Origin of the sequence: Bacillus sp. F19, assembly GCA_023823795.1 — a bacterium.
Lineage (GTDB): Bacteria > Bacillota > Bacilli > Bacillales > Bacillaceae > Bacillus_P.
Genome location: CP085711.1, coordinates 52483 through 75759 on the forward strand (window position 1 = coordinate 52483; position 23277 = coordinate 75759).

Sequence of the window (23277 nt, forward strand, 5' to 3'; positions counted from 1 at the left end):
CGGAGGGGGAATAAAGCTTGAAAAAGAGGATATGGTTATCTATATTATTGGCGTTTTCTTTGATTCTTTCTGCCTGCAGTTCATCAAAGAGCGCAGGGGATGGCGAAGATAAAAAGGATTCAGGTAAAATGGAAATATTTAGCTGGTGGACCGGAGCCGGTGAAGAAGATGGATTAAAAGCACTAATAAAGCTTTTCGAAGAGAAATACCCAGATGTTCCGATTGAAAATGCAGCCGTTGCAGGCGGTGCCGGAACGAATGCTAAAGCGGTCCTGGCAAGCCGGATGCAAGGAAATGATCCTCCTGCAACCTTCCAGATCCATGGCGGAGCCGAGTTGAATGAAGGATGGGTAAAGGCCGACAAAATGGAACCAATCGATGATCTATATGAAAAAGAAGGATTAAAGGACAAGTTTCCACAAGATTTAATAGATATGGTTAGCAAGGATGGTAAGATTTACTCCGTTCCTGTTAATATTCATCGCGGAAATGTTCTATGGTACAACAAAAAGGTATTTGAAGAAAATGGCCTCCAAGCCCCGACTACTTTTAACGAGTTTTTTGAAGTGGCAGATAAGTTAAAAGCAAAGGGTATCACTCCGTTAGCGTTGGGTGATAAAGAGTCTTGGACAGCAACCCATTTATTTGAAACTGTATTGCTAGGCAAGCTTGGAGCCGAGGAATACACCAAACTTTGGAAGGGTGAACTTGCACTTGACGACAAAAAAGTAGTCGAGGCTGTTGAAACGTTCAAGAAAATGCTTTCATACATCAACGAAGACCATAGCTCACGGAACTGGCAAGATGCCTCCCAATTAGTGGCAAATGGAGAAGCAGCTATGAATGTCATGGGCGACTGGGCAAAAGGTTACTTTGTGAATGACTTGAAGCTCAAAGTCAATGAAGACTTTGGATATATTACAACACCTGAAACAGAAGGGCAATTCATGGTTGTCACTGATACGTTTGGGCTTCCAAAAGGTGTTAAGAATCCGGATGATGTGAAGAAATTCCTTGCTGTATTAGGCTCTGTGGAAGGCCAGGACGCCTTTAACCCGTTAAAAGGTTCAATTCCTGCCCGTACGGATGCAGACGTTTCTAAATATGATCAGTATGGAAAGGATACGATTGAAGATTTTAAAGAAGCAAAATTGGCTGCAAGCTTGGCCCATGGCTCAGCAGCACCTGAGGGCTATCTGACCAAAGTCAATCAGGCGGTCAATATTTTTGTTACACAGAAAGATGTGAAGGGGTTTGTGGAAACCCTAACAGCAGCTTCTTCTGAATTGAAATAACCATCAAAAAGAGGATGAGATTTTTTGCTTCCTCTTTTCTTTTTTCTCATTAAAGGAGGCAGAGAGATGGAGCAGCCCATCATCAAACAAACCCAAACGACCGGAACGTCCATTGGACTATACAGCAAAAGAAAGAAAAAGCTAACGAAAGACCATCTTCTAGCCATTGCATTTATCTTGCCATCTATTCTTTTCATTACAGTCTTCGTATACGGATTCATCAGCTGGACGGGTTATGTATCACTCAGTAATTGGAATTCTCTCGTTCCGGATTTCTCATTAGCAGGATTCAAAAACTATCAATTTTTATTTAACGATTTCCGTTTTCAGGCTGATTTGCGCAATACTATTGTTTTTACCGTCTTATTCATTGCAGCAATCATATTTATTGGTCAGTTCCTTGCGGTTTTATTAGATCAAAAAATCAAGGGAGAATCGCTCTTCCGGAATATCTTTTTCTTCCCCATGGCATTATCTTTCGTCGTAACAGGAGTCGTGTGGCAATGGTTGTTGAATCCTTCGACAGGAGTCAACCTCTTTTTGACAAAAATCGGGCTTGATTCAAGATGGTATACCGATACGAATATATTAGCCGGATTTAAATGGGGGAAAATCGAATTTGGGATCCCTGTCGCTATTATTGCTGTAGTCATTGCGGCAGTATGGCAGATGACAGGGTTCTCGGTTGCAATGTATTTAGCAGGTCTTAGAGGAATTTCTGATGAGATTAGAGAGGCTGCGAGAATGGACGGTGCTACGGAATTTCAAATTTACCGTAAAATCATTCTGCCTTTGCTTCGGCCTATTACGGTAAGTGTTGTCATCATCATGGCCCATATTTCGTTGAAAATATTTGACCTGATATATGCGATGACTGGTTCAGGGGCAAACTTTGTCACAGATGTTCCCGGTGTTTACATGTTTGAGACGACCTTCCGAGGAAACTATTATGCAAATGGTGCAGCGATCGCCATCGTTATGCTTATTTCGGTAGCTATCTTTATTGTTCCTTATCTGATCTCCAGTAGAAAGGGGGATTCCAAATGACAATTAGAACCTTTACCAAACCGTTGTTATATTTTATGTTAGTCGGAATCAGCCTTTTATTCCTGATGCCAGTCTATGTCATGATCGTGACCAGTTTGAAGCCTTTGGACCAAGTCACCTTGACAGAGATGTGGAAGCTGCCTGCAACACTTGATTTCAGCAGTTATTCTGTGGCGTTTACTAAGCTTGCACCTAACCTATTGAACTCTTTTTATCTCGTCATTCCAGCCACGCTTTTATCGGCACTTTTGGGATCTTTGAATGGCTATATTTTATCCAAATGGAAGTTCAAAGGCGCAGACACTGTATTTACATTAATTCTATTTGGGATGTTTATTCCCTACCAAAGCATCCTAATTCCGATGATTCAATTCCTGCGGGAAATTGGATTGTACAATACCATCGCGGGACTCGTTTTTGTACACGTGGTTTATGGGATCCCAATAACCACTCTTATGTTCCGAAACTTCTATGCTAGCATTCCAGACGAAATGATAGAATCAGCCAAGATTGACGGAGCGGGGTTTATCCGGATTTTCCGTTATATCATGATTCCACTTTCGATTACTGGATTTGTCGTGGTCGCCATCTGGCAGTTCACGAACATCTGGAATGAGTTCTTGTTTGCCGTGACTATCACGACTTCCAGCCAACAGCCGATCATGGTCGCCCTTCAGAATTTATCAGGAAGCCAAATCGTTCAATGGAATGTACAAATGGCTGGGGCACTGCTCGCTGCCCTTCCCACCCTATTAGTCTATATTTTCTTAGGGAAGTTTTTTGTAAAGGGATTACTTGCGGGATCAGTAAAAGGGTGACAGGTATTTAAGATGACTGGCCAAATGCAGGCCTGTTAGCTCTAAATAATCACAAAGGTATAGAGGGAGGTGCAATAACTTTTTCATTGCTGTTTTGAATAATAATCTAATTGGAGGTGTGAATTAATTGAACAAAAAAAAACGTTAAGAAAGGTTTATATGTTCTGACCTGCTCAGCTTTACTGGCAGGAATCTTATATAATCCGACTGCTCAGAAGGTTTCTGCCGGATCACAAACAAAAACTGCAACCGACTTCTTCACGTCATTTGAAGAAGAGAATCCACAGCCGACCTGGAAAAATCAAGTAGAAACCGATGCAAAAGGAAAAAAGATGTCTTCAGGTATCGATGGCAACATTCAATATGATGGCATTTAGGGGGATAACACATAAAGTGGTGAAAGAAAAGAGCTAGCAGTGAATGTGAAAATTAATCAACAAGCTGCTTACAGTGATGACGCATATGTGGTATTCGAGCTGTTTAAGGGCAATAGATCAATGATGATCAATGAAATCCCTATTCATCAAAGTACGATGGAAGTCACTCAGTATCTTAATACAAGGTTAAAGTATTTGTGTTCCAACAGTGACATTCCTGTCCATTTGGCAGAACACTCGTGCTTAAGTAAAAGATAGAACTATAGGTGAATAAAAGATTCATAATTAATGAAATTGGGAGGACAGATTAAAATGGGAAAAAAGCTTTTATCCATGTTTATGATCGTATTGATTCTATTGACTATGATGGAACCATTATCGTCGGACTCCGTTATGGCGGTATCCGAATCCCATCCGCAGGAATCAAAGACCACGAATGTGGCTTTGAATGCGAAGGCGACAGCCAGCGGTCAATGTAATGAATATGAAAATCCTAGTTTTGCCGTGGATGGCAGAACCGATACGAAGTGGTGTGACAATTCCGGTACTGCTCAGAAATGGCTAGAGTTGGATTTGGGCAAAGAATACAACATTAACCAATGGGTTGTACAAAATGCTTGTATTGGTGAATCAAAAAATTGTCCTTACTGGAATACCAATTCATTTCGTTTGCAGATGAGTGAAGACGGAAAGACCTGGGAAGATATCGATGTTGTAAAGGATAACTATCAGACAATCGTTGACAGATACGTCCCTACGTTTAAAGGTCGTTATATTAGGCTCTATCTAGATAAACCTTCCACTCAAGACTCAAACGCTAGGATTTACGAGTTAGAATTGTATGGCACAGATGTAGAACAAACGCCTGCTTATCCGGAGATTAACAAAAAACCTGTAGATTATGTCGATCCATTTATCAACACATTAGGCGATAATGGCCAGACGAATCCTGGTCCAACAACGCCGTTCGGTCTAGTATCATTGGGACCGGATTCCGATGGTGGGGCATTTAGTGGATATTATTATCAAGATAAATATCTGAAAGGGTTTTCACACCTTCGATTCAGCGGTGTCGGCTGCAGCGGTGCAGGTGGAAATATCTTGATGAAGCCTGGGATCGGTTCGTTTACGAATGACAGCAAAAAATATAAAGAGAAGTACGACAAAAACAGTGAGGAAGCATCACCTGGCTATTATAAAGTGAAACTTGAATCCGACATTGAAGTGGAACTGACTGCTTCGAAGCGTGTAGGATTCCATAAATATAAGTTTCCTAAATCACAAGATGGGTATGTGCTAATTGATCTAGCAAACTCATATGCAGGGATGCTAGATGCTAGTCTTAAGGTTGAAAATAACAATGAAATATCAGGCTATATTACAGGAAAAAATGTATGTGGTCATGGCTACTATAAAATGTATTATTCTATTCAGTTTGATCAAGATTTCGACTCCTATCAGTCTTGGTCTGGCGATGCTGTCGGAGACGATGAGAGTCGCAGCGGCACAAAGATTGGGGTATTTGCAAAATTTGACACAAACAAAAATCAGGAGATAAAAGCAAAAGTTGGTCTTTCTCCAATTAGTGTAGAAGAGGCAAAATATGAAAGAGATCATGATATTCCGAATTGGAATTTTGACCAGCAACGGAGCAAAACGAGAAAAATTTGGAGTAAGCTTCTAAACAAGGTGGAAATCACCGACAACGATGAGGAAAACAAGACGATTTTCTATACGCAGCTGTATCACTCCTTCCTTCACCCAAATAATGTCACAAGCTCAAAAGGCGAGTTCCGAGCGGCAAGGGATGAGAATACGATTCGCAGCACCTCTGAGTTTGGCAAGGACTTTGAATATTACTCAGGCTGGACGACATGGGATGATTTTAGGAAATACTCCTTGTATTCAATACTTGCTCCTCAGGAGTTTGATAATATTGTGAAATCTATGGTGGATGTATATAAGACTAGGGGCTCCTATGTCCAGTGGGGGCAAGGGTACTGGCCAAGTCCGACTGTACGGAATGAATTTAACGGTGCGGTAATCCTTGATGCTTATACAAAAGGATTTGATGATTTCGACGCGTATACGGCTCTTCAAGGGATGGCTGTCGATACAGATCATTATGTTCCTAATAAAGTATCCGGAGCACTAGAGAAAGCATACAGTGCTTATTACCCGATGAAGCTAGCTTCTCTTCTTGGAGACAAGGCAACCTATTTGAAATACCGGGAAATTGCGTTGTCTTATCAGGATCTCTGGAACCCAACACAGAAGGATGACCAACAAAATGTACGAGGATTTTTTACGCCGAATGCAGAAACAGTTGCAAGCGTTTCAAAGATCAATGAATTTGCTTATCAAGGAAATCTGTGGCATTACCGATGGTTCGTTCCGCATGATGTCCAAGGTCTGGCCAAACTAAGGGGGAGCTCTGAAAAGTTAGCTGATGACCTAGAGTATTTCTTTGAAATTGATGAATATATGGCAATCAACGAACCGGATATTCAAGCGCCGTATATGTTTAATTATTTGGGCAAGCCTTATTTAACCCAGAAATATGTGAGAGAATACACGACGGAAGTAGTTACACAAAAGTACCATAACCATGGATTGTATGCTTTGCCGATCAAATCACGTGTATACCGTGCTGATCCAGAGGGGTATTTGCCTTCGATGGATGATGATGCCGGGGCAATGTCTTCCTGGTTCGTGTATAGCGCAATGGGGTTATTCCCTGGAAATCCCGGAGACCCTTACTATATGATCGGTTCGCCTATCTTCTCTGAAATGACATTGCATCTTGAGAAAGGGAAGTCATTTACGATAAAGGCAAACGATGTATCTAGTAAAAATCGCTATATTCAAGAGGCGAAGCTGAACCGGAAAAGCTTTGATCAGGCATGGATCAGCTACGAGGATATTATGAAAGGCGGAAAACTAGAATTCCAAATGGGCTCAACCCCGAACAAAGAATGGGGAGCTGATCCAAGTAAAACTCCTCCTTCTACGGATTTCACAAAAGAGGTCATTCTTAAATTGAACAGCATCACAGTACCTGCACCGGTAAAAGTGGCCATCGGAACGGCGAAGACAGCGGAAGCTCTTGGATTACCCGAAAAAATAGCCCTTGTAACCGATGGGGGAAATGTGGATGCCAGTGTGAATTGGGATGTAAATAGTGCAAGCTACGATCCAACTGCCACGACGGCGCAGACCTTCACGGTAACAGGAAAAGTAACTCTGCCTATTGGAGTCACAAACCCGAACAGCGTTCCATTGACAACAAGCATTAGCGTATCTGCAAAGCCTGCTGAACTAGTAGCCCACTGGAAGTTCGATGAAGGCTCCGGTACAACCGTCGGCGATTCTTCAGGCAACAGCAACACCGGAACTCTGGTTAACAACCCGACTTGGACCGATTCGGGCAAAGGCGGAGCGCTTGCTTTCAGCGGCGGCTCAAGGGCCGAGTTCAACTCTTCGGCAACTTTGAATAAAACAGGTGACGAGTCCGTGTCGTTGTGGTTCAAGACTTCTCAGCCTGCAACCGGCAACGCGAACCTTTTCCGTCAAGATAAGCGTTTCACGGCTCTTCAGTTGACAAGCGGGGGTCAAGCTCGCGTGGCCTATTGGCCCAATGCTTCATCCAGTTATAAAGCGCTGGCGTTTCCATGGACCTACAACGATAACAAATGGCATCATTATGTGGCTTCCTACGATCATTCAACTGGGCTGAAGATTTATGTCGACGGTAACTTAGTGGCAAGCAATACAACGAATCTCGGACCGCTTCCGACTGTGACGAATAAAATCGTGCTGGGAGCCAACGAATCCGGCGGGGAAGCTTACAATGGACTGCTGGACGACGTTCGCGTATTTGACCTCGCGTTGACTCAGGACGAAGTAAGGCAATTGAGTGATCAACAACCGCCAACGACAACGGACAATGCGCCAAGCGGCTCGGTCAATTAAGATGTCACTGTAACCTTAAGCGCGAGCGATAACGAATCGGGTGTAGCCAATACTTACTACACGGTAAACGATGGCGCTGAGCAAACGGGAACTTCCATCGTATTGTCAGAAGAAGGCGTGCATAAGCTTGTATATTGGAGTGTAGACAAAGCAGGCAACGTGGAACGGGCACAAACAGTATCCGTTAGCATCGATAAGACCGCGCCGGAGGTCGAGGTGACTGTACCGGGAGACAACAGCATTTATGAAGATTCCGGGGATTTGACGCTTAAGTTTGCATTGACGGATAACTTGTCGGTCCCGGCTTTCCCCAGGAAGCCATGTCACTCGCTTTGCATTGTTCCCAATTTATTAAGGTTGCACCGGAGATCTCCAACTTTGTTCTCCTTATTATGGTGATTGGGCTTATGACAGCCGGAAGGGTAGGCGTGAGCCGAAAGAAATGTTTATATTTTGATATTAAATAAAAGAGATGGAATATGACTCAATCATAAACCATCTCTTTTTTACTTGAAAGCTTTATTCACAAACATTTTTTAGAGTTTCTGTGACGATTTTCTAATCAGCACTTGCGGCGGAAGAATCACTTTTTGCTTTTCTTTAGGACCGTTGCCTTCAATTCTTTCAATAAGAAGTTGGATACCAATATAGCCGAAATTATAGGCAGGCTGTGAAGCTACGGTCAAAAACGGATTAAAGTCAGGTATCGGATCAGGATCATCAAAACAAACGATTGCGATATCTTTAGGTACATGAATATTTAACTCACGAAGGCTTTTAATTGTATCGATCGCAATAAAGTTGTTTGCAGCAAAAATCGCAGTCGGTTTTTCATCATCTGGCAGAGACATCATCTTCTTAATAAGTGGATATGCATCATTCTGCATGAAAGAAAGATTTGCCAAAAGTTTTTTATTTGGTTTTATCCCGGCGAGTTGCAATGTTTCGATAAAAGCTTTTTCCCTTGCACGAGCAGTTGAAACATTGGACGGTCCATTGATTAATGCAATTCTGGAATGTCCCTCGTCGATTAAGTGCTCGATTAATTTTCGTGTTCCTTGATAGTTATCTCCAAGTACAAGATCACAATCTATTTCCGGGATCTCCCTGTCAATTAAAACAAACGGTATTTTATTTTTGATAAGTGTTCTAAGATTTTTTTTCGACTCATCCCCTGAAGGAGCTATTAAAACCCCATCGACTCCTGCTGAAAGAAGCATTTTAACATATTCCGATTCTTTTCCCAAGCTTTCATCACTATTACTAAGAAGGAGGCGATAGCCCATTTGTTTTGCCTTATCCTCCGCACCGCGTGCCACCTTTGTGTAAAAAGGATTTGTAATATCCGTGATGATCAAGGAAAGTATTTTCGTTTCTTTTAAAATTAAACTTCTTGCTGCATTATTTGGAATATAGTTGAGTTCCTCTATAACTTTTTCAACGTTTTTTCTTGTCTTTTCACTAATTTTTCCAGAGTTGTTGATTACTCTGGATACTGTCATTGGAGAAACGTTAGCCTTTTTAGCGATATCATAAATGGTAACCATGTGAATGATCCTTTCTAAATCTGAGTTTTCCTATTATTAATATAGTTTATAATCAGGGTGACATCAATATTTAACATGTTATCGATAACTCACTTTAATCTGTTTATTACTTCGTTATATCCTCTTGGCACGGCTTTCTTTTTTTAAAATTCCTTAGTGTTGAAAAGTGATTAAAAAAATTGATTGACATCAAAACAAACATTTGTTAATTTTGTGTTATCGATAACATACAGAAAAGTCAGAAAAATATTATTTGCAATGTTTGTACCATAGTTGTTGCTTGAAAAGGTTTTCACTCATTCCTTGAATTCGCAACTACTCTTTTTATTGTACAAAAGTCAGATATGAGGGGGTATTTTGAATGAAATAGTTTGATAGATGTATTACATTTTTGGCATATTTATCACTAGTTTAAGTACAAAAGGAGGAAGTTTTAATTTGGCTAAGAAACATCCGATAAAGTTACTATTGTCCTCGAGTCTTTTTTTCATTCTTTCACTTATACTGATTTTTAGTAGTGTAGTTGACACAATTTCTAATGTCAAAGCAAAAGAAGAAAAGGGAAGTGAAGCTTCTTCAATGAACGGCATTACATATACCGGAAAAGCAGGACCACCAGATTCCGACCTTGCATTATGGTACCGACAGCCAGCTGTGAATTGGGAAAAAGAAGCTTTACCAATCGGAAACGGCTATATGGGTGCAATGATTTTCGGTGGTGTAAACCAAGAACACATCCAATTCAATGAAAAAACGCTTTGGACAGGAGGTCCAGGTGAGTGGGAAGGTTATACAGGAGGTAACTGGGCAGAACAAAATCTAGAGCCGTTGGCCAAGATTCGCCGTCTGATTGAGCATGAAAAATGGGGTGAAGCTGATCAGGCGGCATATGGTCTCATGAACACTGATCGTGCATTTGGTGCGTATCAAAATTTTGGAGATATTTACCTTGATTTTGATTCTCCATCAAAAGTGGAAAACTACCGCCGTGAGCTTGACCTGAAGAATGGTGTTGCACGAGTTACTTACACAGTGGACGGTGTAACCTATAAACGAGAATATTTCGCTAGTTACCCTGACAAAGTGGTAGTAATGCATTTAACAGCAAGTGAACGCGGGAAATTGAGTTTTGCCACCCATTTAACATCACCGCACAAGGATACAAACGTTACTGCTTCTGACGGAAGATTACAATTGACGGGCAGTTTAAGCAATAAGATGAACTTTGAGTCACAATTGCAGGTAATGAACGAGGGAGGCTCACTAGAAACTGGTGCTGACAAAGTCAATGTACAAAATGCCGACGCTGTTACAATTATTTTGACTGCGGGTACGGACTACGAGCATAAATACCCGACATATAAGCGGGAACATCCGCATACCCGTGTAACGGCAAACCTTGATGCTGCATCGGTAAAATCCTATAATACACTACTTAGCGCTCATGAAGAGGACTATCATGAGTTATTCAATAGAGTCGAACTCAATATTGGCCAAAAACAGCCCCAAGTCCCAACTGATGAGCTGTTAAAGTCCTATACAGGCAATAAACAAGACAGTCAAAGTCGAGCTCTTGAAAACATCTTCTTTCAGTATGGACGGTACCTGCTAATTAGCTCATCCCGAACAGGTTCATTGCCAGCTAATTTACAGGGTGTTTGGAATAACTCAACTAAGCCGCCATGGAGTTCAGACTACCATGTGAACATTAACTTGCAGATGAATTACTGGCCAGCGGAAGTAACAAACCTTAGTGAAACGACCCTTCCATTGTTCGATTACATCGATAAAATGCAGGAAAGAGGAAGTGAAACCGCGCGAATCCATTTCGGAGCGGACGGATGGGTAACCCATAATGAAATGAACATATTCGACCATACAGGGCCGAAGAATTGGTGGTCGTCATTCTACTTTCCTGAGGCCGCAGCGTGGCTGACTCAACATTTATGGGAACATTATGCCTTTACGAAAGATGAAAAGTTTCTTAAGGAAACAGCTTATCCAATCATGAAAGACGCTGCAGAGTTCTGGATCGATAACCTTGTTGTTGATCCTAAAGACGGAAAACTTATCGCCACACCAAGCTACTCACCTGAACAAGGTTCATATTCCGGCGGAGCATCTATGTCACAACAGATTATTTGGGATTTGTTCACAAACACGCTCGAAGCGAGTGAGATTTTACACGCAGACAAGAAATTCCGTGAACAGTTGAACGAGATGAAACAGAAGCTCGATCCAGGTTTACGGATAGGCTCGTGGGGACAATTGCAAGAATGGAAACAAGACTGGGATGACCCGAACAATACACATAGACATGTGTCACACTTGTTTGCATTGCATCCGGGCCGACAAATTTCCCCGTTAACTATGCCTGAATATGCTGAGGCTGCAAAGGTGTCACTTACTGCCCGTGGTGATGGGGGTACGGGATGGAGTAAAGCATGGAAAATCAACTTCTGGGCACGTCTCCTGGATGGTAACCACTCACACAAAATGCTTTCTGAACAGTTAAAGCACAGTACGTTGACTAACCTGTTTGACACCCATCCGCCGTTTCAAATTGATGGGAACTTCGGGGCAACCTCAGGAGTTGCCGAGATGCTTCTTCAAAGCCATATGGGGATAATTCATTTACTTCCTGCACTACCAGATGCATGGGAGGACGGAAGTTATAAAGGGCTCCGTGCACGAGGCGGATTCACTGTCGATGCAAACTGGAAAGGTGGTCAACCAACAGAGATTTTACTGACATCAGATAAGGGGAACGAAGCAAAAATCAAAAGCTCAATCTTTGATGGTCCGTTTTCCATCAATCGGGTAGGGGACAACAAAAAGGTACAATACGAACTAGATGGAAACACCATTACCTTTCAAACAGAACCCGGAAAAACGTATAAAATTGAATCGCTCTTAAGCGTTGAACTTGATGCACCGGAAAGCACGACAGCAGGTGAAACGGTACCGGCCAAGGTGACATTAACCAATTATGGTACCGAAAAAAGTCCTTCGGGAGAGCTGAAGTTCGTTACCCCGGAAGGCTGGAATGTTGAACCGGCTAAAATAAGCTTTCCGAGCATAAAGCCGGGAGATTCTTACACAACTGAGGTAAGAATAGGAGTAGCTTTGAATGCGACATCGAATAAATATGAGATCAAGGCAGTCGCAAATGTCGAGAATGGCTTTGTTAAAGCTTCCAAGGAAATTGATGTACGGTCTGCGGTAGAGATTGTTCAAGTGTCTGTAGTTCCGAAGTCGATTCCTAAAGAAGGGGGATCAGCCTCAATTCAGGCTATAGTGAAGAATAACCGTTCTATTACTACTAATGGGAAGCTCAAGATAAATGCCCCTGACGGCTGGACGATCAAACCGAATGAGCAATCTTTTGAGCTCTCTGTCAATTCGGAGGATATTTTCACTTTTGAAGCAATCCCTCCGTCTAATTTTACTGGAGCTGAGGAATTGAATGTCTCGGCACTGATCGAAGACACGCAGGTTGCTTCATACAAGGTGTCAGTCATTGTAGGTGGTGCCTATCTCAGTGATTTGGAATGGACAAAATCTGTCAACGGTTGGGGACCTGTAGAAAGAGACATGAGCAACAATGAACAACCTGCTGGAGACGGAAAGCCAATTACCTTGAACGGAAAAGTCTATAAAAAAGGACTCGGTGTTCATGCTGCATCAGAAATTGTGTATGATATTGGCGGTGATTACTCGCGTTTCACCTCAGAAGTTGGAATAGACGATGAGATGGGAGACGACACTTCTGCGAGTGTGGTATTCCAAGTTTGGGGAGATGAAAATAAGCTTTATGACAGTGGTCTAATGAAGGCTGCTTCCGAAACGAAGAAAGTTGATATCAGTGTGGAAGGAATACAACAACTAAAACTGATCGTAACAGATGGTGGAAATGGCAATGGAGCCGATCATGCTGATTGGGCAGACGCATGGTTGAGTAGTAATTAACAATGTACATGTTAAACAATATCAGTTTTCGATACGGAGCAGAATCTACAAATGCGTAAAGAGAGTGTAAATTGTTTAGACCCGAATTAATAGTTCCTGTAGGTTATCAAGAAACGCAAAGATAATAGTGTTTATCAAAAAAAAAATCGGAAAATTATGAATATAATTTGGTGATGGCAAACGAAAATAGGTAAATAAGGATAGGGGCGAATAAATGAATAAGAATGTGCTGCAAAGTATAGTATTCTCTGCTTTGGTCGTATTGTTGATATTATTTCAATCGAATGAAAGTATTGAAGCAAAAGGAAATAATCCCTCCGTTATCAACGTTACTGACTTCGGAGCTGTTCCTAATTCTGGTCAAGACGCAGGTATTGCTGTTCAAAAGGCAATAGCAGCAGCAGCAAAGGTTCAGGGGCCAGTTATCTTAAATTTTCCGAAAGGGAAATATGATTTTTATCCTGAAGGCGCTATCAAAAAACCATACTTCATCTCAAATACTGCTTCTGAAGCTCAAAATTCAGATGTAACAAAAACAATTGGCATTTTATTAAAAGGTATAAAAGACGTAACAATTGAGGGAAACGGCTCACTTTTTCTATTTCATGGTAAGATGACCTCGGTTATTGTTGATGAAAGTGAAAATATTAAATTTCAGAATGTTCATGTCGATTATTCACGTCCGACAACTTCTGAGATGGAGGTACAAGAGGTTGGTAATGATTATTTAATTGCAAAGATTCACGAAGATTCTTTATATAAAATTGAAAATAAAAAAATCGTTTGGGTAAGCGAGCAGGCTCAAAGCGGTAAACCTTATTGGACATATACTTCGGGGAATGCTCAAGTGTATGAACCTAAAGAGGATACACTGCGCAGGACATGGAACCCAGGTTATACGGCAAGTCTCGTTGAAGAAATAGAACCATTTTTGCTTAAGTTTCACTATAAAAATAAGCCTGACGCTAAGGTTGGACAAATTTTTACCATGCGCGAGGATGTAAGAGACCAAGTAGGAGTATTTATTAATAAAAGTAAAGATGTCACCTTAGAAAAAGTCGGCATGCATTATATGCACGGTTTGGGAGTTGTGTCCCAATACAGCGATAATTTAACAATCGATACTGTCGATTTTGCACCGCGTGCAGAAACCGGCAGGATTATTGCCAGCTTTGCTGACTTCTTGCATGTTTCTGGTAGTCGGGGATTAGTAAAAGTCATAAATAGCCATTTCTCAGGAGCGAATGATGATGCAATCAATGTTCACGGCACACATTTACGAATAGTAGATCAGCCAGCTCCAAACCAGATTGTTGTTCGGTTTATGCATCATCAAACATATGGATTTGATGCTTTTAACCCTGGTGATAAAATTGCATTTATCCATTGGGATAAACTAACAGAGTTCGGCAATGCAACAGTAAGTGAAGTTGAAAAGAAAAGTCCAAGGGAAATACTACTTACTTTGGATCAACCCGTTCCTGAAGGAATTCAATCGAAGGATGTTGTAGAGAATGTTACCTGGGCACCTGAAGTAGAAATTCACAATAACCGTATTGAACATATACCGACAAGGGGAATTTTAGTTACGACACGGAAAAAAGTAGTGATTGAAGATAATGTATTTTTCCGCCCGCAAATGAGCTCTATTTTAATAGCGGATGATGCGGGCAGCTGGTTTGAGTCCGGAATGGTAAAGAATGTAACGGTCCGTGGTAATAAATTTATTGAGGGTGGGAATCCTGTTATACTTATTCATCCGGAAAATAGTGTAGTAGATTGGAAGAATCCGGTTCATCAACATATTCGCATTGAAGATAATATTTTTAAAATGTCTAATGACATGACAGTCGATGTCAAAAGTACGAAAGGATTTAGTTTCGTAAACAACCAGATCATCTCTAAAGAAGTAAATATGAAGTTTAATGGAAGTAGAAACATTAACATTGCGGGAAATACCTTTGCAGAAGAGGGTGTAAAGAAGTCTATAACACTAAATAATTCTTTTAGAAAAACGTTTAATATTGATGAAAAGCAAGGTTTTAAGATTGTTGATAATGATGAATTGGCATCGGCGAAATTAACGTCACGAATTTTTGAGCTCGATAGATCAAAAATGTCCGTAACTGCAACAAGTTTTCAAGCCAACCCATCGGGTAATTCTCCGGATAATGTGTTAGATGGGAATAACTCTACGATTTGGCATAGTCAATGGGATCCTTATTTAAAACTTCCTCAATCTATTACAATCAATTTAGGAGGAACTTATAATATTGACCGTTTGCGTTATTTACCTCGTAATGATGGTGGATTAAATGGAATTATTAAGGAATACAACGTATATGTTAGTACAGACGGAAAAGATTTTAGTAAAGTAGCAGATGGCAGATGGGAAAATACAGCTGCAGAGAAAGATACTAAATTTCCCCCGGTTAAAGCATCATTTGTTAGGTTGGAAGCTCTCGAAGGCCACGGTGGTTGGGCATCAGCTGCAGAAATTAATATTGAAAAAGAAAGAGTAATCTTTCCTGGAGACCAAATACCATTGGAATTGTTTGTGATGAAAAAAGATGGCCAGTCTCAAGATTTAAAAAATGTAAAAATTGTTTATTCCAGTGATAATAATTCTGTAGCAACGGTTGATAATAAAGGAGTGATCACCGCTGTTAGTAGTGGTGCCGCGAATATAAAGGTTATGGTAACAAAGAACGGAATAACAGTTGAAGATACTTTTCCTGTTACGATAACCAATATTGAGTAAGAGTAAGGCTCACAATCTTTCAATTAAAGCTTCTTGCTGATATGAAAAAAGCATGTGGAACAGTCGGTTAATATTAAGGGTTTTGTGAAACATCTTAACAATAAAGCGTTTGAAAATCATGTGCCTGAGAAGGCTCGTGCAGATCTTACAGAAGATGCAACTCTATAATAGAACGTTGGAACGCTTTGGAACACTTTGGAACACTTTGGAACACCTAACGAACCGATCAGAAAGATTGAATTTTAAGCACTAAATCATTCGTCAAGGGGGCACTTACTTGAAAAAAGTAGGTGTCCTTTTATTTATCTTTTAATTATGTTGACGGACAGATAAGGGTTCCATTTATGTTTAATAAGTTAAGAACTCATTCCCTAAAGGAGCGATTAAAACCCATATCTACTCTGTAACTATAGAAACCTAAGCCTTATATCCACATCTAATGATTACCATATCTGGCACCTTCCTCAAAATCTATTTTTCTATAATTAATATGTGTATAAACAGGTTGACATTAATAAATAATCATGATATTTTTATGTTATCGATAACATACATAATATTCAATAAATTCTAACATCATTGTAGTTTGTCAGGATTAATAGTGGTAAACGAAAAAATGCAACGAAGGCTGGTGGTGAAATGCGTTCTAGTTTGCTCAGAATGGAAGGTATCGACAAAGGGTTTCCGGGAGTTCAAGCTCTATCCAATGTGCGGCTCGAATTAGAAGCAGGTGAGGTGCTCGCACTTATTGGTGAAAATGGAGCCGGAAAATCGACTCTTATGAAGATCCTTACCGGTATTTATCAAAAAGATGCAGGGAAAATAGTTTATCAAGGTAAGGAAGCAGATATTCCGAATACAAAAACAGCACAAGACTTAGGCATCAGTATTATTCACCAAGAACTCAATCTAATGCCTGATCTAACGGTTGCACAGAACATTTTTATCGGACGAGAGCCAAGAAAAGCATTTAATTTATTTATAAATGACAACGAACTTAATAAGAAGGCACAGCAATTATTTGATCAAATGAATCTGAACCTTGATCCTTGTGCATTCGTTTCTGAACTAACGGTGGCAAAGCAGCAAATGGTCGAAATAGCAAAAGCGCTTTCCTTTCATTCAAAAGTATTGATTATGGATGAACCTACTGCAGCCTTAACCGACTCTGAGATAGAGACGCTATTTAAAATCATCAACCAGCTTCGGAAAAATGGCGTAGGCATTATCTACATTTCTCACCGCATGGAAGAGCTGAAACGAATTTCCGATCGAATTACGGTTATGCGGGACGGAAGCTATGTCGATACGGTAATAACCAAGGATGTTTCGATCGACAAGATTATTTCGATGATGGTGGGCAGGGAAATCGATCAAAATTCAAAACCTATTGTAGAAAAGGTAAGCAGCACAAAGGTTCTTGAAGTAAAGAATATAAATCGAGGTTCCATTCTTAAAGATGTCAGCTTTCATTTAAATAAGGGGGAGATTCTCGGTTTTGCGGGACTTATGGGTGCCGGCCGTACAGAGGTAGCACGCGCACTTTTTGGTGCAGACCGTATTGATTCAGGAGAAATATACATACAAGGAGAAAAAGTACGAATAAAAAGTCCACATGATGCGGTACGGTGTGGGATCGGGTACCTTTCAGAAGATCGCAAGCGGTTCGGTTTGATGGTAGAAATGGATGTGAAAACAAATATAGCCATTGCCTCGCTTAATGAATTCAGACAACCTTTTGGATGGACGAAGGATTCCGAGATTGCCACTGTTTCAGAAGAAATGGTGAAAATGTTAAGAGTTAAGACACCAAGTATCAATCAGCAAGTGAAGTTCCTTTCAGGTGGAAATCAGCAGAAGGTTGTTATCAGTAAATGGTTAATACGTGACTGTGATATTTTGATTTTTGACGAGCCTACTCGGGGAATCGACGTTGGAGCGAAGGGCGAAATTTATAAACTCCTAAATGAGTTAGCGGCACAAGGTAAATCAATTATCATGATTTCCTCGGAGCTGCCTGAAATTCTTCGTATGAGCCATCGTATTATTGTCATGTGCGAAGGAAGAATCACTGGTGATATCAGTTTTGAAAACGCTTCACAGGAAACGATCATGAAGTATGCAACGCAACGTATAAGCTAGTTTCTAATAAACAATTGGAGGGAGCAAAATGAAGGTAGAATCAGCGAACTTGCCATTGAAGAAAAAAATACCGATAAAATCTGGGGCATTTCAGCAGTTATTGGCGTTTGCAAGCTTAATCATTCTTATTCTTTTCTTTTCTATTTCATCAAGTAATTTTTTTCAATTTTCTAATATTATTGGAATTCTGCTTTCAACTGCAGTGATCGGAATCCTAGCTTTAGGTGCCACATTTGTCATCATTACGGGGGGCATTGATTTATCTGTAGGGACTGTAATGACAATGTGTTCAGTCATGTCCGGTGTATTTATCACTTCCTGGGGATTGCCCATGCCTTTGGGGGTATTGGGAGGAATCTTAACAGGAGCCATTTCCGGTTTATTAGCCGGATTAGCTGTAGCCAAGCTGAAAATCCCTCCGTTTATTGCAACGTTAGCGATGATGATGATTGCAAAGGGATTGGCTTTAGTTATTTCTGAAACAAAGCCGATTTATTTTACGGCTAGTCCCGGGTTCTCTAAGATTTCTACAGGTTCCATTGTTGCCGGGTTTGAAATTCCAAATGCCGTTTTAATCTTTTTTGGAATGGCAGTACTTGGTGGTTTAATCTTAAACAAAACGATTATTGGAAGATATACCTTTGCTCTAGGCAGTAATGAGGAAGCTACTCGTCTTTCAGGTGTAAACGTGAATTTCTGGAAAGTGATTATTTACACGATAGCCGGTGTTTTTACAGGTGTTGCAGGCATTTTAATGGCTTCTCGATTAAACTCTGCTCAACCGGCACTTGGAATGGGGTATGAGTTGGAAGCGATTGCAGCCGTTGTCATTGGTGGAACATCTCTTAGCGGTGGAAAAGGAACCATTTTAGGTACGGTAATTGGCGCTTTAATTATGAGTGTTTTGACAAATGGATTACGTATCCTTTCAGTTCCACAAGAATGGCAAACCGTTGTTGTTGGATTTGTTGTTCTTTTAGCTGTTTATGCCGATATCCTGCGTCGGAAAAAGGCATAAAAATTTCACTAGTGGTACTAGCTCAAATAGGAGCTATATACATTATTAACCTTAAGGGGGAGAAGGATTTGAAAAAAAGGCTATCAATTTTAATGCTTTTAGTGTTTCTTGTTGCAACCGTGCTAAATGCATGCTCGTCCTCTGAAAAAACAGAGGGAGAATCATCAGGTGGAGGAAAGAGTGACAAAATCTATATTCCGGTTGTTTCAAAAGGGTTCCAGCACCAATTCTGGCAAGCTGTAAAACAAGGTGCTGAAAAAGCAGCTGAAGAATTCGATGTTGAAGTAACTTTCGAAGGTCCTGAGAGCGAATCACAAGTGGATAAACAAATCGAGATGTTGCGAGCTGCCCTTGATAAAAGTCCTGATGCTATTGGTTTTGCAGCACTTGATAGCCAGGCGGCAATTCCTCTTCTTGAAGAAGCGAAACAAAAAGATATTCCAGTAATAGCGTTTGACTCTGGGGTGGAAAGTGATATACCAGTAGCTACTGCTGCTACCGACAACGGAGCAGCTTCCGCTCATGCAGCAGATAAGATGGCAGAGTTAATTGGAGAAAAAGGAAAAATTGCTTTAATTGTACACGATCAAACGAGCCGTACCGGTATTGACCGTCGTGACGGATTTGTCAATCAAATTAATGATAAATATCCGGATATTGAAATCGTTGATATCCAATATGGCGGCGGTGACCACCTAAAATCGACTGACCTTGCAAAAGCAATCATGCAGGCTCATCCAGATTTAAAAGGAATTTTTGGTTCCAATGAAGGTTCTGCCATTGGTGTTGTAAATGCTGTGAAAGAGATGAAAAAAGAAGGCGACCTTGTAGTAATTGGTTACGATTCCGGAAAACAACAAATCGAAGCAATTAAGAGCGGTCTTATGGCAGGTGCAATCACTCAAAATCCGATTGGTATCGGCTATGAAACAGTGAAAGCAGCCGTTCAAGCGAAAAAAGGCGAAAAGATTGAAAAGAATATCGATACTGGGTTCTTCTGGTACGATAAAAACAATATTGATAGTGAAGAAATCAAGGCTGTCCTTTATGAATAAAATCATGGGGTTTCTCAGAATAAGCTGTCTCTAATTATCACCAAAAATTAATTACCATTTTACGAAAGGGGTGCTGATATGAGAATTGACTCACACCAACACTTTTGGACACTTTATCGAGGAGATTACGGTTGGTTAACCCCTGAATTGAAAGTTTTATTTCGCGATTATTTACCTGGAGATTTACTTGTTCATCTAAAGGAAAATCAATTCGATCAAACGATTCTGGTCCAGGCTGCCCCTACATTAGCCGAAACAGAATATTTATTAAGGCTGTATGAACAGAATGATTTTATTGCCGGTGTTGTCGGTTGGTTGAATTTGGAATCAGCTAATTTTGAAAAAGAGTATAAGAGACTTAAAAGTCATAAAGGATTTGTCGGAATAAGGCCAATGTTACAGGATTTAGAAGATGATCAGTGGATTCTGCGTCCTGAAGTTAATAACAACATTCAGTTGTTGGTGGATGATGATTTTCCAATTGACATTTTGGTTTTTCCGCGACATCTTCCTTACATTATTAGACTGTTAAAAATATTTCCGAATTTAAGAGCTGTTATTAACCATATTGCAAAACCTGACATCGCCAATGGCATTCTGGAACCTTGGAAGGATCATATGGCTGAAATAGCCCTTTACGAAAAAGTGATGTGTAAATGTTCAGGAATGATAACGGAAGCAAAACAACCATTTTCTTCCTCCGATATACAACCATATGTCCAACATATTATCAGTGTATTTAGTGCGGAGAAGGTAATGTTTGGGAGCGATTGGCCTGTATGTCTATTAGCTGGAGACTATAAACAAGTTTATGAAACATTAAAAGAAACATTGCCAGAGAACTTATCAAGAAACGACTTACAAGGCATTTTTGGTAAAAATGCCGCTAGATTTTATAAGCTGCACTAAGATGAGGCAGGCAACGAATGCTAGGAGGATTAAGAATGAGATTACACAATAAAGTAGCCATCATCACTGGCGGCGCTAGTGGAATCGGAGAGACATCTGCACAATTGTTTGCTTCAGAAGGAGCAAAAGTGATCATTGCTGACATTGATCAAGAAAAAATAGATCGGTTAGTTGAAAACATACAAAGCAAAGGATATCAGGCACATGGCGTGAAGTGTGACGTTTCCAATGAATTTGACGTTAAACAGTTAATGACCAGTGCAGTCAATTCATTCGGTAAGATTGATATTCTTTTTAATAATGCCGGAACTATATTACCTAAGAAGCTGCAGGAGATCACGAGTGATGAGTGGGATAACCTTTTTGAAATTAATGTAAAAAGCATGTATCTAACCATCAAATATGCGATCGATTATCTCAGAAATTGTAAAGGAAGCATTATCAATATGGCTTCAATGACAGGAGTGGTTGGTCAGCAATATAACACCGCTTATTCCGCGACGAAAGGGGCGGTCATTGCCTTAACAAAAGCAATGGCAATTGATTTTGCACCTAATGAAGTAAGAGTCAATGCAATAAGTCCAGCGGGGGTAAGAACGCCTTTATTCGAAACCTGGTTACAAAAACAGGAGAATCCGGAACGGGCACGAGAAGCGCAAGATCGTTCACATTTGTTAGGCAGGACGGCCTCATCGTTAGAAATTGCAAACGTTGCATTATTTCTTGCCAGTGATGATTCATCTTTCGTGACAGGTGAAAATATTGTAGTTGATGGTGGTGCAACGATCGGCTATGCTGCGGGTCCGAAACCGGAATGGGATCATGTACAGCTTGAAAAAAATCAGTAATAGTGAGGTGTAAACAATGGAAGAATATTCATTTGAAGCAGGTGTACATTGCATTGTTATGGACGCAAAGGATAATGTAGCAACTTTGCTTCGTGACGTGAAAGCAGGAGAAAAAATTTCATATAGCGTAAACGGAGTCCAGTCTACATTAACTTTTCTTCAAGATGTGAAATCTGGTCATAAAGCAGCGCTTTGCCAGATTCTCAAGGGGGAACACGTTATTAAGTACGGTGAATCAATCGGTGCTGCGACTGAGTTTATTGATGAAGGAGAACATGTCCATATCCATAATATTGAAGGCATTAGAGGACGGGGAGATCGTAAAACAGAACAGGAGGTGAAATCAAAATGACAATAATTAAAGGATATCGAAGACCGGACGGAAAAGCAGGTGTACGAAACCATGTTTTATTAATGCCGACTGTTGTTTGTGCAAATCAGGTAGTAAACAGAATCGGGCAACAAGTACCGGGAACTGTCGCGATTCCCCATCAACATGGTTGCAGCCAGGTCGGTGATGATAAGGAGAGGACACATCAAGTACTTGTAGGTATGGGGAAAAATCCGAATGTCGGAGCTGTTCTAGTCGTCAGCCTTGGATGCGAAGTAATGGATGCGGAGCAAATTCGCGATGAAATAAGAGAGACAGGAAAGCCTGTCATCTGGTTGGACATACAAGATGAGGGAGGATCAGTAAAAACCATTCAAAAAGGGATAGAGGCTGCTCGAGAACTTGTCCTGCAAGTTCAACAAACCCTTCAAGAAGACATTCATTTATCTGAACTCATTGTAGGAGTGAAGTGCGGTGGATCAGATGCAACATCCGGGTTATGCAGCAATCCTGCTTTAGGAAAAGCGTCGGATCTAGTCATTGGCGAAGGTGGAAGCATCGTGATGGGAGAGACAACTGAAATTATCGGTGCAGAACATATTGTAGCGGAAAAAGCAGTCTCCGAAGACATCCGTAACAAACTATATTCATGTGTCGAGAAGTTTGAAAAAGAAATCGAACGTATGGGAGTCGATATGCGAGGCGGCAACCCAAGCCCTGGAAATATCGAGGGTGGACTCTCGAGCATTGAAGAGAAATCGTTAGGATGCATTAGTAAAGCAGGGACTTCACCATTGCAAGGTGTAGTGGAATACGCAGAACCTATCCCTGGCAGAGGGTTTTATTTTATGGATTCGCCGGGTAATGATATTGAATGTGTTTCTGGCATGGCAGCAGCAGGAGTACACATTGTTTGTTTTACAACAGGGCTCGGGACCCCAACCGGAAACCCAATCGTTCCCGTTATTAAAATTACTGGAAACCAGCTAACAGGAAAACGCATGGAAGATAATATTGATATAGATACAAGCACTGTGCTGCTAGGGAAAGAAACGTTAGAACAAGCTGGAAAACATATTTTTGATGAAATTGTCAATGTGGCATCCGGCAGCTTAACAAAAGCAGAAATTCTTGGTCATCAAGAATTCAGTATCAATCGAATCGGCATTAGTTTATAAGATTTCTATG

14 protein-coding genes are annotated in these 23277 nt (G+C 40.7%); 13 read left to right on the plus strand and 1 reads right to left on the minus strand.

The window, feature by feature from the left end; translation table 11 throughout:
• The first annotated feature begins 17 nt into the window (after positions 1 to 17).
• The 4 genes from LIT25_26270 (at position 18) to LIT25_26285 (ending at position 7509) form a co-directional block, all read left to right on the plus strand.
• Positions 18 to 1295 carry an ABC transporter substrate-binding protein gene (locus tag LIT25_26270; GenBank protein USK36647.1) on the plus strand — a complete coding sequence of 426 codons (1278 nt, stop codon included), beginning with the start codon at positions 18 to 20 and terminating at the stop codon, positions 1293 to 1295.
• A gap of 66 nt (positions 1296 to 1361) precedes the next feature.
• The gene (locus LIT25_26275) at positions 1362 to 2342 is read left to right on the plus strand and encodes a sugar ABC transporter permease (protein ID USK36648.1); all 981 of its coding nucleotides are present in this window, start codon (positions 1362 to 1364) and stop codon (positions 2340 to 2342) included.
• A complete protein-coding gene (locus LIT25_26280; protein USK36649.1) occupies positions 2339 to 3160 on the plus strand; it encodes a carbohydrate ABC transporter permease in 822 nt (273 codons plus the stop codon). Before LIT25_26275 ends, LIT25_26280 begins: the two co-directional genes overlap by 4 nt.
• Before the next feature lie 689 nt (positions 3161 to 3849).
• A complete protein-coding gene (locus tag LIT25_26285) occupies positions 3850 to 7509 on the plus strand; it encodes a glycoside hydrolase family 92 protein (GenBank protein ID USK36650.1) in 3660 nt (1219 codons plus the stop codon).
• Positions 7510 to 8045: 536 nt separating this feature from the next.
• Here the strand turns inward: LIT25_26285 and LIT25_26290 are convergent.
• Positions 8046 to 9056 carry a LacI family transcriptional regulator gene (locus tag LIT25_26290; GenBank protein ID USK36651.1) on the minus strand — a complete coding sequence of 337 codons (1011 nt, stop codon included), beginning with the start codon at positions 9054 to 9056 and terminating at the stop codon, positions 8046 to 8048.
• 438 nt (positions 9057 to 9494) lie between these two features.
• Between LIT25_26290 and LIT25_26295 the strand changes: the two genes are divergently transcribed.
• The 9 genes from LIT25_26295 to LIT25_26335 all read left to right on the plus strand — a co-directional run bounded on the left by LIT25_26295 (position 9495) and on the right by LIT25_26335 (position 23267).
• Complete coding sequence (locus LIT25_26295) at positions 9495 to 13025, plus strand: glycoside hydrolase N-terminal domain-containing protein (GenBank protein USK36652.1); 3531 nt, start codon at positions 9495 to 9497, stop codon at positions 13023 to 13025.
• A gap of 214 nt (positions 13026 to 13239) precedes the next feature.
• A complete protein-coding gene (locus tag LIT25_26300) occupies positions 13240 to 15786 on the plus strand; it encodes a discoidin domain-containing protein (protein USK36653.1) in 2547 nt (848 codons plus the stop codon).
• Between the two features lie 639 nt (positions 15787 to 16425).
• Positions 16426 to 17928, plus strand: coding sequence for a sugar ABC transporter ATP-binding protein (locus LIT25_26305; GenBank protein ID USK36654.1), 1503 nt, complete (start codon positions 16426 to 16428; stop codon positions 17926 to 17928).
• Between the two features lie 28 nt (positions 17929 to 17956).
• Positions 17957 to 18946: an ABC transporter permease gene (locus LIT25_26310; GenBank protein ID USK36655.1), complete on the plus strand. Its 990-nt coding sequence runs from the start codon at positions 17957 to 17959 to the stop codon at positions 18944 to 18946.
• Between the two features lie 68 nt (positions 18947 to 19014).
• Entirely contained in the window at positions 19015 to 20001 is a 987-nt protein-coding gene (locus tag LIT25_26315; protein USK36656.1) for an ABC transporter substrate-binding protein, read from the plus strand.
• Between the two features lie 78 nt (positions 20002 to 20079).
• A complete protein-coding gene (locus LIT25_26320; GenBank protein ID USK36657.1) occupies positions 20080 to 20910 on the plus strand; it encodes an amidohydrolase family protein in 831 nt (276 codons plus the stop codon).
• 35 nt (positions 20911 to 20945) lie between these two features.
• Positions 20946 to 21758 (plus strand): SDR family oxidoreductase, encoded by an 813-nt coding sequence (locus tag LIT25_26325; GenBank protein ID USK36658.1) that lies wholly within the window; start codon positions 20946 to 20948, stop codon positions 21756 to 21758.
• A 16-nt stretch (positions 21759 to 21774) separates the two neighbouring features.
• Positions 21775 to 22110, plus strand: a complete 336-nt coding sequence (locus LIT25_26330) for a UxaA family hydrolase (protein USK36659.1) — start codon at positions 21775 to 21777, stop codon at positions 22108 to 22110.
• Entirely contained in the window at positions 22107 to 23267 is a 1161-nt protein-coding gene (locus LIT25_26335) for a UxaA family hydrolase (GenBank protein USK36660.1), read from the plus strand. The genes LIT25_26330 and LIT25_26335 overlap by 4 nt, the downstream gene beginning before the upstream one ends.
• Positions 23268 to 23277: the final 10 nt, after the last annotated feature.

Coding starts and splice junctions, on each gene's coding strand:
- LIT25_26300 (USK36653.1), top strand. CDS start 13,240: ATGAATAAGAATGTGCTGCAAAGTATAGTATTCTCTGCTTTGGTCGTA.
- LIT25_26330 (USK36659.1), top strand. CDS start 21,775: ATGGAAGAATATTCATTTGAAGCAGGTGTACATTGCATTGTTATGGAC.
- LIT25_26290 (USK36651.1), bottom strand. CDS start 9,056: ATGGTTACCATTTATGATATCGCTAAAAAGGCTAACGTTTCTCCAATG.
- LIT25_26275 (USK36648.1), top strand. CDS start 1,362: ATGGAGCAGCCCATCATCAAACAAACCCAAACGACCGGAACGTCCATT.
- LIT25_26305 (USK36654.1), top strand. CDS start 16,426: ATGCGTTCTAGTTTGCTCAGAATGGAAGGTATCGACAAAGGGTTTCCG.
- LIT25_26310 (USK36655.1), top strand. CDS start 17,957: ATGAAGGTAGAATCAGCGAACTTGCCATTGAAGAAAAAAATACCGATA.
- LIT25_26320 (USK36657.1), top strand. CDS start 20,080: ATGAGAATTGACTCACACCAACACTTTTGGACACTTTATCGAGGAGAT.
- LIT25_26325 (USK36658.1), top strand. CDS start 20,946: ATGAGATTACACAATAAAGTAGCCATCATCACTGGCGGCGCTAGTGGA.
- LIT25_26335 (USK36660.1), top strand. CDS start 22,107: ATGACAATAATTAAAGGATATCGAAGACCGGACGGAAAAGCAGGTGTA.
- LIT25_26280 (USK36649.1), top strand. CDS start 2,339: ATGACAATTAGAACCTTTACCAAACCGTTGTTATATTTTATGTTAGTC.
- LIT25_26285 (USK36650.1), top strand. CDS start 3,850: ATGGGAAAAAAGCTTTTATCCATGTTTATGATCGTATTGATTCTATTG.